Annotated in this window: 12 protein-coding genes and 1 tRNA gene; 6 read left to right on the top strand and 7 right to left on the bottom strand. The window is 71.7% G+C overall.

The features are described 5' to 3' along the window. Positions 1 to 56 precede the first annotated feature (56 nt). A complete protein-coding gene (locus ACWD3E_RS11015) occupies positions 57 to 590 on the bottom strand; it encodes a peptidylprolyl isomerase (protein ID WP_451387246.1) in 534 nt (177 codons plus the stop codon). Between the two features lie 275 nt (positions 591 to 865). Here ACWD3E_RS11015 and ACWD3E_RS11010 point away from each other — a divergent pair, with 275 nt between their 5' ends. Continuing rightward, a complete protein-coding gene (locus ACWD3E_RS11010) occupies positions 866 to 1,564 on the top strand; it encodes a DUF5324 family protein (protein ID WP_451387245.1) in 699 nt (232 codons plus the stop codon). Between the two features lie 150 nt (positions 1,565 to 1,714). Here the strand turns inward: ACWD3E_RS11010 and ACWD3E_RS11005 are convergent, their stop codons facing one another. Continuing rightward, complete coding sequence (locus ACWD3E_RS11005; RefSeq protein ID WP_451387648.1) at positions 1,715 to 2,110, bottom strand: iron chaperone; 396 nt, start codon at positions 2,108 to 2,110, stop codon at positions 1,715 to 1,717. Positions 2,111 to 2,199: 89 nt separating this feature from the next. Beyond that, positions 2,200 to 2,655, bottom strand: a complete 456-nt coding sequence (locus ACWD3E_RS11000; protein ID WP_451387244.1) for a carboxymuconolactone decarboxylase family protein — start codon at positions 2,653 to 2,655, stop codon at positions 2,200 to 2,202. Positions 2,656 to 2,834: 179 nt separating this feature from the next. Here ACWD3E_RS11000 and ACWD3E_RS10995 point away from each other — a divergent pair, with 179 nt between their 5' ends. Beyond that, a complete protein-coding gene (locus ACWD3E_RS10995; RefSeq protein ID WP_451387243.1) occupies positions 2,835 to 5,303 on the top strand; it encodes an ATP-binding protein in 2,469 nt (822 codons plus the stop codon). 44 nt (positions 5,304 to 5,347) lie between these two features. Here the strand turns inward: ACWD3E_RS10995 and ACWD3E_RS10990 are convergent, their stop codons facing one another. Together ACWD3E_RS10990 and ACWD3E_RS10985 are read right to left on the bottom strand one after the other, a co-directional pair. Beyond that, the gene (locus ACWD3E_RS10990) at positions 5,348 to 6,211 is read right to left on the bottom strand and encodes a DUF2690 domain-containing protein (RefSeq protein WP_451387647.1); all 864 of its coding nucleotides are present in this window, start codon (positions 6,209 to 6,211) and stop codon (positions 5,348 to 5,350) included. A gap of 426 nt (positions 6,212 to 6,637) precedes the next feature. Beyond that, positions 6,638 to 6,710: transfer RNA gene (locus tag ACWD3E_RS10985), tRNA-Ala, on the bottom strand. A gap of 182 nt (positions 6,711 to 6,892) precedes the next feature. Here ACWD3E_RS10985 and ACWD3E_RS10980 point away from each other — a divergent pair. Then, the gene (locus ACWD3E_RS10980) at positions 6,893 to 7,441 is read left to right on the top strand and encodes a DNA-binding protein (RefSeq protein WP_451387242.1); all 549 of its coding nucleotides are present in this window, start codon (positions 6,893 to 6,895) and stop codon (positions 7,439 to 7,441) included. Between the two features lie 155 nt (positions 7,442 to 7,596). Then, entirely contained in the window at positions 7,597 to 9,018 is a 1,422-nt protein-coding gene (locus ACWD3E_RS10975; protein ID WP_451387241.1) for a serine/threonine-protein kinase, read from the top strand. Here the strand turns inward: ACWD3E_RS10975 and ACWD3E_RS10970 are convergent. Further along, positions 8,982 to 10,280: a hypothetical protein gene (locus tag ACWD3E_RS10970; protein WP_451387240.1), complete on the bottom strand. Its 1,299-nt coding sequence runs from the start codon at positions 10,278 to 10,280 to the stop codon at positions 8,982 to 8,984. The two genes, ACWD3E_RS10975 and ACWD3E_RS10970, sit on opposite strands and share 37 nt — an antisense overlap. A gap of 316 nt (positions 10,281 to 10,596) precedes the next feature. Then, positions 10,597 to 10,725, bottom strand: a complete 129-nt coding sequence (locus ACWD3E_RS10965; RefSeq protein WP_221886882.1) for a DLW-39 family protein — start codon at positions 10,723 to 10,725, stop codon at positions 10,597 to 10,599. A 349-nt stretch (positions 10,726 to 11,074) separates the two neighbouring features. Between ACWD3E_RS10965 and ACWD3E_RS10960 the strand changes: the two genes are divergently transcribed. Both ACWD3E_RS10960 and ACWD3E_RS10955 read left to right on the top strand, forming a co-directional pair. Then, positions 11,075 to 11,461 (top strand): DUF6344 domain-containing protein, encoded by a 387-nt coding sequence (locus ACWD3E_RS10960; RefSeq protein WP_451387239.1) that lies wholly within the window; start codon positions 11,075 to 11,077, stop codon positions 11,459 to 11,461. Positions 11,462 to 11,607: 146 nt separating this feature from the next. Further along, positions 11,608 to 12,231 (top strand): UTRA domain-containing protein, encoded by a 624-nt coding sequence (locus ACWD3E_RS10955; protein ID WP_451387238.1) that lies wholly within the window; start codon positions 11,608 to 11,610, stop codon positions 12,229 to 12,231. Positions 12,232 to 12,238: the final 7 nt, after the last annotated feature.

Genomic DNA, 12,238 nt, shown 5'->3' with positions numbered 1-12,238 from the left:
GCGATTGGTTCCCTGCGGAGCGTTCCTCACGGGACGTTCCGAGCAGGCAGCGGGTCTCAGCCCTCGTGCGTCTCGACGACGACCGACTCGATGACGACGTCCTTGAGCGGACGGTCGTTGCCGGGCGTCGTGGCCACGGCGGCGATGGCGTCCACGACCTTCTGGCTGGCCGGGTCGGTGACCTCACCGAAGATGGTGTGCTTGCGGTTCAGCCAGGTCGTCGGCGCGACCGTGATGAAGAACTGCGAGCCGTTGGTGCCCGGGCCGGCGTTGGCCATGGCGAGCAGGTACGGCTTGTTGAAGGAGAGGTCCGGGTGGAACTCGTCCTCGAACTTGTAGCCGGGGCCGCCGATGCCGGTGCCCAGCGGGTCGCCGCCCTGGATCATGAAGCCCTCGATGACCCGGTGGAAGATCGTGCCGTCGTAGAGCTTGTCCGTGCTCACGGCGCCGGTCTTCGGGTGCTTCCACTCGCGCTCGCCGGTGGCGAGTTCGACGAAGTTCTTGACCGTCTTGGGCGCGTGGTTCGGGAACAGCTGAACCTTGATGTCGCCGTGGTTGGTCTTCAGGGTGGCGTAAAGCTGCTCGGCCACGATCTGCCTTCCGTTGTCTTTCCGTGACCCCCTGATCCTCGCACGGCCGGGACCGTTCGCCGCCAGGCGGGCACGAGTTCCGCCGGTAAGGGGGCGCGGGGCGGTTTTTCGTGGCAGTGTCGTCGCCAAAGCTCTTCTTGCCCGGATTCGTTCCGTAGAGGGGCAATAGACACCCATATGCCCGTCCTCGCATGCCGCGCAGGCCGTTGACAGGCATGATCCGTAAAAGGGTGGAAAGGCGAATTACCGTACCGCCACCGAGGAGGAGGAAACCCGTGACCCGCATCGACAGCGTGCGCGCCGCGACCGGCTCGGCGAAGGACAGCGTGCTGCACGCCGCGGAAGTGGTGGCGCCGTATGCCGACACAGCCGTGGAGCGTGCCGCGCACTACGCGCAGGAGGCACGCGTACGGCTCGCGCCCGTGGTGTCGCAGGCCGCTGAACAGGCTCGTGTGCAGTACGACGTCCGGCTCGCCCCGCGTCTGGAGCAGGCCCGTACGCATGTGCCGCCCAAGGTGGACCTGGCCGCGCACGAAGCAGCCGTCCTTACCCGTAAGGCCGCCCGGCAGGCGGCCGAGTACTCGCGTCCGAGGATCGAGCACGCGGTGGCCGCGGCCGGTCCGGTGCGCGAGGAGGCCGCCGCGCGCGGTGCCGCCGCACTGGTCGCGCTGCGCGGTCAGGTCACGGCGGAGGAGATCAAGAAGCTGGCCCGGCGCAAGGAGCGGCGCTCGCGCAGGGGCCGTGCCGTGAAGGCGCTGGCGCTGCTGACCGTCGTGGGGGGCGCGGCGTTCGCGGCCTGGAAGTGGTGGGACAAGCAGGCCAACCCCGACTGGCTGGTCGAGCCGCCCGCGCCGACGGAGGTGCCCGAGACGGGCCGGATCAGTTCGGTGGACGGCAGCGGCGCCGTCCTGGACCCGGAGGTCCAGGCGAAGCAGGAGGAGGACGAGGCCTCGCGTCACGACGATCAGGACTGAGCCAGCCGGAGGGATCTGGGCTGAGACGGCCGGAGTGATCGGGGCTGGGAAGGCCGGGGGCGGGCGAGGTGGGACTCTCGCCCGCCCCTCCGCATGTTTCACGTGAAACAGCGGCATGTCGTCTTGCAGTCGGTGCATGGCTGCCGTCGCTCAGCTCACCGCTCTCCTCACCAGCTCGGCGATCCGCGCCTCGCCGAGGGCGGTCAGCTCCTTCAGGGCGTAGGAGGCCGGCCACAGGGAGCCGTCGTCGAGGTTCGCCTTGTCACTGAAGCCGAAGGTCGCGTACCTCGCGTTGAACTTCTGCGCGCTCTGGAAGAAGCAGACGACCTTGCCGTCCTTGGCATAGGCGGGCATCCCGTACCAGAGCTTCGGCGCGAGGTCCGGGGCGCTCGCCTTGACGACGGCGTGGATCCGTTCGGCCATGACCCGGTCGGAGTCCTGCATCTCGGCGATCTTCGCGAGCACAGCGGCCTCGTCGTCCGCCTTGCGGGCGCCACGCGATCCGCGGCGCGTGGCCGCCTTCAGCTCCTGGGCGCGCTCCTTCATCGCGCTGCGTTCCTCGTCCGTGAATGCCGGGGACGTCTTCACTGCGGTTCTCCTCTCCGTGCCCACTGCGGTTCTCCTCCTGGTGCCCGTCAGCCCCACGCGCCGGCGATCTGGCGGGTCGTGGCGTTGAGGCGGTTGAACAGGTTGGTGACGCCGATCAGCAGGACGATCGCGGCCAGCTGCTTCTCGTCGAAGTAGGTGGCGGCCGTGTCCCAGATGTCGTCGCCCACAGCGTCGGGACGGTCGGCCAGCCGCGTCGCGGCCTCGGCCAGCGCCAGGGCGGCCCGCTCCTCCTCGCTGAAGTACGGGGCCTCCCGCCAGGCGGCGACCATGACCAGCCGCTTGTCGCTCACTCCGGCCTTACGGCCCGACGTGACGCCCATGTCGACGCAGACACTGCAGCCGTTGATCTGGCTGACCCGCAGGTGCACCAGCTCCAGGATCTGCGCGTCCACCCCGGCGGAGTGCACGGTCTTCATGAGCTCCTGGATGGGCTGCATCGCACCGGACAGCACCGTGGCGGGGTTCTGCATACGAGACTGCATCTGATCTGCTCCTCTTTCGCTTCGTCGCCCCGTCGTCCCGGGGTGTGACTCCATCTCAGCCCGACCCGCTTGCCACGGCGATGGCGATGGGACACCGTGGGACAGCTGCAACGGCCTTGACCAGCAGCGACGTTGCCCGGCGGTTTTCTGCCGGGGCGGGACAGGGAGGCGGGGGAACGGTGGAGTTGGAACAGCGGACGGGGAGAGGCGAGCCGCAGGAGGAGCTGGCGGCCCGGCTGCGCCTGCTTCAGGAACTGTCCGGGCTCGGCGTACGGGCTCTTGCGCGGGACACCGGCCTCAGTTCCTCGTCGCTCTCGCGCTATCTCAGCGGGCAGACCGTGCCGCCGTGGCCCGCGGTGGTCGCCCTCTGCCGCCTCGTCAAGCGCGATCCCCGCCCCCTGCGGCCCCTGTGGGAGCGGTCCTCGAACCCCTTGCCGGCGCCCCCGAAGGCCAGCCGTCAGGTTCATCCGCGGCCTCGTAACGATCTGCCGCGCGACGTGCCCGACTTCACCGGCCGCGAGGACCAGCTCGCCGCCGTGTTCGCCGCGGTGGACAGCCACCGGGTGGTCGCCGTCGACGGCATGGCGGGCGTCGGCAAGAGCTGCCTGGCGGTGCACGCCGCGCACCGGCTCGCCGAGCAGTACCCGGACGCCCAGCTCTACGTGGACCTGCACGGGTTCACCGAGGGCCGGGAACCGCTCGATCCCGACTCCGCGCTGCGGATGCTGCTCGGGGCGCTCGGCGTCCCGTCCGAGCGGGTCCCGCAGAAGGGCCTGGAACAGCTGGCCGCCTGCTGGCGGTCGGAACTGGCCCGCCGCCGGGCCGTCGTGGTCCTCGACAACGCCGCCGACGCCGAGCAGGTCCGCCCGCTGCTGCCCGGCGCCGGCGACTCCATCGCCCTGGTCACGAGCCGCAACCGGCTGCTGGGCCTGGACGAGGTGCCCCCGGTGTCGCTGGACGTGCTGAGCCCGCAGGAGAGCGCGGAGCTGCTGGCCCGCGCCAGCGGTGACCCCGGCGGACCGGAAGGCAGGCTGGCCCGCGATCCGGAGTCCGCTGCCGAGGTGCTGCGGCTGTGCGGCAGGCTGCCGCTGGCCCTGCGGCTGGCCGGGGCCCGGCTGCGGCACCGGCCGGGCTGGACCGTGGGCATCCTCATGGAGCGGATGGCGGAGGGCGTGAACGAGTTCGACGCTGTGTTCAGCGCGGCGTTCGCCATGTCCGTGCGGCAGCTGAACCGGTCCCAGGCCCGCCTGTTCCGGCTGCTGGGCCTGCTGCCCGGGGCCTCCTTCGACGAGTACGTGGTGGCGGCGCTGGCGGACGTGCCGCTGCGCAGCGTCCAGGCGATGCTGGAGGACCTGCTCGACGCGCACCTCGTCCAGCAGCCGACGGCGGGCCGCTACCGGCTGCACGACCTGGTGCACGAACACGCGCGCCGGGCCTGCGCGGAGCAGGACCCGCAGGCCGAGCGGGAGCGGGCGCTGGGCCGGGTGCTCGACTACTACGTGCACGCGGCAGCCGCCGCCGACGCCACGATGCCGTTCCTCGCGCCCAGCCGCTCGGCCTCCGCGGGCCGGCCCCCGTCCGAACTGCCGCGGTTCGCGGACAAGCACACGGCCTTCGCCTGGCTCGTCGCGGAGTACGGAAACCTGATGGCCGCCTTCGAGACGGCTGCCGCCATCGGGGCCGACACGCACGTGTGCGAGCTGCCACGCTTCCTGCGGGCGTACTTCGCGCGGCGCTGCGGCACGACGCACCTCAACGTCCTCTTCGAGCGGTCACTGGCCGCCGCGCAGCGCCTGGGCGACCCGCTGCAACTTGCCGAGGCGCACAGCGACTTGGGTTTCGCGCGGTACAACGCGGGCCGGATGGCGGAGGCCGCCGCCGCGTACGAGGCGGCCGAACTCGGCGTGTCCCAGGCGGGGGACACCCACGCCGAGGCCGAACTGGCCCTGCGTCGCGGCTATCTGAGCTGGGACACGGGACACGTCGAGGAGCCGCTCGATCTCTTCCGGCTGGCGGGCAAGCTGTACGAGCAGGCCGGCAGCCCGACGGGCGCGGCCCACGCGGCTGCGGCCGAGGCCTGGGCGATGCTGCAGCTGGGCCACCGCGAGGAGGCGGCACAGCGGGCCCGGGAGGTGCTGCGCATCCCGCACGCCGACCCCGCCTGGCCGCCCACGCTGACGGCCCGGATCACCCTCGGCGTGGCCATCGCCCCCGAGGCGCCCGACGAGGCGACGGAGCACCTGCGCCGGGCGCTGGCGTTGTCCCGCGAGGACGGACATGTGCACAACGAGGCCTGGTCCCTCAACTGCCTCGGCGTCGCGCTCCGTCAGATGGGTCGGTACGAGGAGGCCCTGGCCAGCCACCGGGAGGCCTTCGCGCTGCTGGACAAGCTGTTCGAGGAGCACTGGAAGATCCGCTTCCTCAACGGCTACGGGGAGACCTGCCGCCTGGCCGGCCTCCCCGAGGAGGCCCTGCGCCTGCACCAGCAGGCACTGGAGCTGGCCCCGAGGCTGGGTTACCGCTACGAGGAGGCCCTGGCCCACGAAGGCATCGCGACCGTACTCGCCGAGACGGACCCGGCCACGGCCTCGGAACACCGCGCGGCGGGCCAGGCGGTCCTGCGGGAGCTCGACCCCGCCGCCTTCTGATCCACAGCCGCCGCAGCAGCACAGGACCCACTACAAGAACGGCGTCAAGCCGACTCTCGGGATCCTGGCTTCGGAACGAACGTCAACGGCAAGCGGGAACCGGTTTCCCCTCCGGCGTTCGCCTGTCGGCCGCCGATGAGGCTGACCTCTCCGCCGCCGCCCGGGCTGGTGCAGGCCAAAGTGTCTCCCACGACGGCGCACGCCTCGGCGGCCCGCGGGTCGGTCGTGGCCAGCATCGGGCTGCTGGACGGGAAGCGGTCGTTGGGCGGAGAGGAGAGCTCGTCCTTCGGCTCCACCTTGATGGAGACCTCGCGGATCGTGGCGACGCGCGAGGAGACTTCGGTCCACACCGCACCGCAGCCGGGGCTGAAGAGCAGCCGCACCGAGATGGTGGAGGTGGCCACACTGCTCTCCGTTCGCGCGTCGCTCGTGCAGCCTGACGGGGTTGGATATTGGCCCTCGCAGCCTTCGCCCCGGCATGGCGCGAGGGTGACAGAGGACGTCGACGGCGGGGAAGCTGCCGGGGCAGTCGTCGGCGCCGGACGGCTGGCCGGCAGTGACGATCCCGCGATCGTCGGCCAGGCGAGAGCGGCGGCGGCCGAGAGCGTGAGGGCGGCGGCTGACAGAAGGTGGCGTCGCTGGCGTTTCCCGCGCGCGGGGGGCTCCGGTGACGGCGGGAGTTCAGGCTGCCGGGGGGCTGCGATCCGTTCGCTCACGGCCTCGGCACGCGTCCACAGGCACAGCAGCTCCGACGTGTCGGCCGGCCTGAGCCGTCCCAGTGCCTCGACCGCTGAACGCGGCGGTAGCTTCTCGCCGTTGAGATAGCGGTGCCAGGCCGACTTGCTGTGCGCGGTGCGCTTTGCCAGCTCGGCCAGGCTCATGCCCGTCGCATCCTTGAGGGCCCGCATGCGCTCCAGCAGGTCCCTGGTTTCGGGTTCAAGAGATTCAGGCAGCGGCTGCCAACGGCCCATGTCATCCCCGTCCCCGGTAAGGCCGTCAGCCGGTGTGCCCCAACACCTCGCCAGCCAGGATGTCCTATTTCCTCCCCGTTGGGCGGGGAAAGGCTTCCCTGCGGATGTCAGCGGCAAAACCCGGCACCGGACGCTTCACCCGTCCGAAAACAACCACCGGACACGATGTCGATTTCCGAACGCCGTACCGCTTGGTACTCGACGCTCACCGTACGGGCGACCGCGGTGCGCGCCCCGGCAGGCCGCACCAACGAGGTCCCGGGGGATCCTCCTGCGCGCCCCCGCGCGCACACGTGCGCACCGCGTACGCACCAAAAATGCCCCCAGACACCGCGTTTCCGCAGGTCAGAGGGCATTTCCGAGTGGAGCCTAGGGGAGTCGAACCCCTGACATCCGCCATGCAAAGACGGCGCTCTACCAACTGAGCTAAGGCCCCGTACGTGAGCACCCTGCCGGAGGGTTTATGCCCCGGTGGGCGTCGCAGAACAGAGTACCGGGTCACCCCCGGTATCCCGCAAAAAGATTAGGGTCCCCGAGGATGACCACTCTCCGTAAGATGCTCGGCGTGGTTCGCTACAGCGAACCGTGGATTTTTTGGGGAAGCGATGGGGAGACGCAATGGACGCCGCACAGCAGGAAGCCACCGCGAGAGCGCGCGAGCTGCAGCGGAACTGGTATGGGGAGCCGCTGGGGGCGCTCTTCCGTAAGCTCATCGACGATCTCGGGCTCAACCAGGCCCGGCTCGCGGCGGCCCTCGGCCTGTCCGCTCCGATGCTCTCGCAGCTGATGAGCGGCCAGCGGGCCAAGATCGGCAATCCCGCGGTGGTCCAGCGGGTGCAGCTGCTGCAGGAGCTGGCGGCCCAGGTCTCGGACGGCAGCGTCAGCGCCGCCGAGGCGACCGAGCGCATGGACGAGATCAAGAAGTCGCAGGGGGGCTCGGTGCTCAGCAACACCACGCACACGACGAACAGTTCGGGCGCGCCCACGGTCAAGCGGGTGGTCCGCGAGATCCAGTCGCTGCTGCGCTCGGTGGCTGCCGCCGGCGACATCATCGAGGCCGCCGACTCCCTCGCCCCGACCCACCCCGAGCTGGCAGAGTTCCTCCGGGTCTACGGCGCCGGCCGTACCTCGGACGCGGTCGCGCACTACCAGTCCCACCAGAACTGACGCCGCGGCCCGGTTCACCGGAGGGGGGTCCGGGGCCGGGCCGAGGCAGCAGCAGGGGGGGGGACGCCGGGGGGTAAGGGGGGCCGCAAGGGTTTCAAGGGGGGAGCAAGGGGGGAGGCAAGGGGTAACCGCAGGGGGAGGAGCGACGCGCAGCCATGGGTGAGGTCTTCGCCGGCCGGTACGAGCTGGCCGACCCGATCGGGCGCGGTGGGGTGGGCGCCGTATGGCGTGCCTGGGACCACCGCCGACGGCGTTACGTGGCCGCCAAGGTGCTCCAGCAGCGCGATGCCCACTCCCTCCTGCGTTTCGTACGGGAGCAGGCCCTGCGGATCGACCACCCCCATGTCCTCGCCCCGGCCAGCTGGGCCGCCGACGACGACAAGGTGCTGTTCACCATGGAGCTGGTGGCCGGCGGCTCCCTGGTCCACCTGGTCGGCGACTACGGCCCCCTCCCGCCGGCGTTCGTGTGCACCCTGCTCGACCAGCTCCTGTCCGGGCTGGCCGCGGTCCACGCCGAGGGGGTCGTCCACCGGGACATCAAGCCCGCCAACGTCCTCCTCGAAGCCACCGGCACCGGCCGGCCGCGCCTCAGGCTGTCCGACTTCGGCATCGCCATGCGGCTCGGCGAGCCCCGCCTGACGGAGACCAACCTCGTCGTCGGCACCCCCGGTTACCTCGCCCCCGAACAACTCCTCGGCGCCGAACCGGATTTCCCCGCCGACCTGTTCGCCGTGGGTCTGGTCGCCGTGTATCTGCTCGAAGGAGCCAAGCCCGACGTCAAGGCGCTCGTGGAGTACTTCGTGGAACACGGCGTCCCGGGTGCCCCCAAGGGCATTCCCGAGCCGCTGTGGGAGGTCATCTCCGCCCTGCTCCACCCCGACCCCGAGGCCCGTTTCCGCACCGCCACGGGGGCGCGCAAGGCGCTCGCCACCGCCGTGGAACTCCTCCCGGAACCCGGTATCGACGACGAGTTGATCGAGATCTTCGACCAACTCGGGCCGCTGCCGTCCGGGTTCGGCCCGGACGGACCCCTCAAGGCCGCCTCGGGGGTGGCGGCGGAGTGGGTCAGGGGCACGGGCGTGGACCCGAGCGCTGCCACGAACTCCCGCACGGACACCGATACCGGCTCCGGCAGCACCGACTCCGGCATGCATGCGGTCACGGGCGAGGACCTCCCCTCCGCCGCGCCGCCGTCCACCATGTCGGACACGGGGAGCTTCCATCTCCCGCCGCCGCAGACGCCGTCGGCCGCCGCACAGCCCCCGTACCCGCCGGAGTCGTACACACCCCAGCCTCACCCCCAGCAGCCGTACTCCCCGCCCACGCCCCCACCCCCGCCTCCGGCTTACCCGGCCCCGGCGGCCTGGCCCCACGGCGACGGCTCCACCGGGTCCACCGGCTCCACCGCTTCGTACACCGCCGAGGCCCCACCGCCTCCGTCGGCACCCTCCGTACGCGGCCGGCGGGCCCGGCGTGCGAACCGGCGCCCCGGGCCCCCGGCCAAAGTGGCGATCCCGGTGCTGCTCCTGGCGCTGGTCTGCTACGCCGTGGGCTTCTGGGCTCTGACCCGCGTCTGAGCCCGCCGGGCGGCGACCGTCCAGCCGCCGAGCACCAGCAGCAACGCGGTACCCGTACCGATCCCGCCGACCGCGACCGCCTTCATCGCGGTGTCGCCGCCGCCGGTGCCGCCGCCCCCGGTACCGCCCGTACCGCCCGCCCGCGCCGCCTCCCGGTCCTGGTCCGTGACCGTGAAGACGCCGTCCGGCTCGGGCCGCCCGGCGTACCCGGGACCGGCGTGCGCCTGCCCGTCGACCCGTACCCGCAGCGTCACGGGGAACGGCCCCTGTCCGAACGGTCCGGCCAGCTGCCGGCTGAGGTGGACGACGAGGTAGTAGTCCCCGGCGAAGCGCATGGCGGCGTCCCGGCCGATGACGGCGTACCGGTTGGCGTACTCGACCGGCGGCAGCGGGTTGAGGGAGGCGGACTTCGCGGTGCCGGTGTAGCCGAGGCCGGTGTCGTCGACGTAGCCGCGCGCGGGGTTGTAGAGGGAGAGGTTCAGCGCGCCGCCGACATAGCCGCGGCCCGGGGCATCGCCCAGTTCGGCGGTGGCCTGAAGGTGCCGGCCCCAGTCGAGCGGCACCTTGAAGAAGGCGGTCTCGCCGGGTGCCAGGCCGGTGCGCCAGACCCCCTGGCCGAGCGGGCGGGCCCAGGTGAAGCCCGCGCCGCCGGAGCGGTCCTCGGGCTTGCCGGTGAGGGGTTCGGGGGAGGCGGAGTCCCCGGCCTGCGGAGCCGTCGTGGGCCCGGGCCGCGCCAGCCGCGGTTCCGTGACGGCCGCGAGCTCCAGGTCCCAGCGCTGCGCCGGGGCCGCGGCGCCGGCGCCCTCGGCGTCGAGGCGTTCGACGAGCACGTAGTACGGGCCGGGGCCCTGGCACAGCCCCTTGCCGGGCTCGCGCCGGCCGAGGGCCGTGACGGGGCGGGGGCTGAGCCCGGCACCGAAGCGGGCTGAGGCGAAGGAGCAGGAGCCCCCGTGCGCGTCCTGGACCGACACACGGATGCCGTCGGTGGCGGTGACGGTGGCGTCGGCGGGCGGTACGGCGGTGACGGGGACGTATGCCGTGGTCGTGGCGGCGACGTCGAGGCGGTAGTACAGCCTGCCGTTCTTCGGGAGGGAGCTGCGGTAGGTCCGGCCCGGCTCCAGCCGTACGGCGTCGACGGGGCCCTCGGCCCCCGTGACCCTACCGGCGCCGGGCGCGAAGCCGTACGATCCCGGCCGCGCGCCCGCGGCGGACGCGGCCCCGCCCGGCAGCGCCCCCACGGCCACAGCGACGGCGACAGTCATGGCCACCGCCATGGCGCGAACCTGCCGCCGTACGCCCGGCGCCCACACCCTCGTACGCCCGCGCCTCCGCACCAGCACCCCCAGCCGCTCCGCACCACGCAACCGCGCCGCACCCGTCACCCGGAACGTGGCCCATCCTGCCCCGCGCACCGCTGCGCCATCCGGGCAATGCGTGCGGCCGTCCGAAACGCCCGCCCTGTCGGGACCGCGGTCAGCGGGCACCGCCCGGGGCCGTACACCACCCGCCGGAGCCCGGCAACACGAAACCCCGGCCGCTCGGGCGACCGGGGTCCGTGTCAGTTTCTGGTATCGGCACTCACGAACCCGTGGACACGGAGTCGGTGGCTTCCGTCCACAGATCCTGCTCGGCGCGATCCGCCTGGATCTGGCGGTACACGAGGAGCCCGCCGATGGCGGCCAGTGCGACCAGGAGGAGCTTCTTCACCGCGCGACCTCGTCTTTCCTTGACGTAGTGGACCTCTGGCGCCCGACTATACACACCGGCCGATATCGATCGGTGACCTACGCCGGGGCCCAACTCCCGCCTCCGGCAGCGCAATAGGCCAGGTCGACCGGCGTTTCGACCGCAGGGTGATCACACCCGCACGGACGGTTAGTTTGCTCCCCCTTCGCTCCTCCTCACCAGGTTTTGAGCGTTTTCTGCCTCTCTTGCACCCATCCGAGTGGTGTTGATCTGAACATCGACGCGCCACGAGCGTGGGTCCACCACTTCGCGATCCCCATACACATCATGAGGAAAGTACGCAAATCGCCCAACCTGAAAGTGAGGGGCCATGGCCGAGAACAAGGTCATGAAGCTGTGGACCGCCATCGTCACCGCCTTCCTCGCGCTGTGCACGGCGCTCGGACTCGTCACCGCCGCCACCGCCACCGCGACGGCCGCACCCCGGACCGAGAACCCGAAGAGCGACAGCACCCCGCACCGGACGGTTCCGGCGGTCCCGCAGACGCCCTACTGGTCCTGGTACTGGTCCCATGCCACGGCCCTGCCCCCCACGATCAAGCAGCGCATCGGCGCCGAGGCCCACGGAAAGTCTCCGAGCTGCAGGCACCGGCCCAGCAACGAGAACCTCGCCGAGCCCCTCAACGAACCCCTCACCGAGACGGAAGCCGAGAGCGCCGGGTCCCTGCCCCAGTCCACGGCCCCGCTCGACTGCTGACCGGCCGCACGCGCGCGACACCGCAGGCTCGACACCACGGCGACTTGCGTACGCAGCACATCAGTCGAGTCGACACGGAACGACCCCCGGCCGGGCCCGGCCGGGGGTCTCGCGCGTTCTGGAGCCGCTGGTCATAGGCTGAAGCCGTGCCCAAGGCATACGAAGAGAAGGCGTGCGGGGGGATCGCCCCGCGCACCCGGACCGTGCGCGACAACCGGCGCCACCAGTGGGAGAAGGACCGGGTCCACAAACGGCCGGCCGTCCGGTCCTCGACCGGCGCGACCGAGCACGAGACCGGCCTGGCCACGGGCGACCTCGTCTTCCTGGCGCGGTACCGCGAGACCGGGGCGTCAAGGGAGCTGGCGGAGCTCTTCGGGGTGCCCGCGGGCACGGCTCTCCTCGAACGCCGCTACCGCACCCGGCACGCCGCCGAGACGGCCCCCTTCAGCCTCGTCACCTCCTACCTCCCGCGTTCCGTGGTGGCGCCCAACCCCGACCTCCTGGACGCGTCGAACGAGCCCTGGCCCGGCGGCACCCACCATCAGCTGTCCACCGTGGGCCTCGAACTCGACCGCATCGAGGAGCGGTTCACGGCGCGTCCGCCGACGCCCGAGGAGACCCGGGAGCTGGAACTGCCCCCGGGCGCGCCGGTGATCGCACTCCGCAAGACCTCGTACGACACCGGCGGCCGGGTCGTCGAGGTCGCCTACGTCGTACTGCCGGGCGACCGTACCGAGTTGCTCTTCACCACTGCTCTGGAAAGGTGGTGATTGCCGC

The organism is Streptomyces sp. NPDC002676, assembly GCF_053592455.1.
This window is presented reverse-complemented; position numbering and strand designations above follow the sequence as displayed.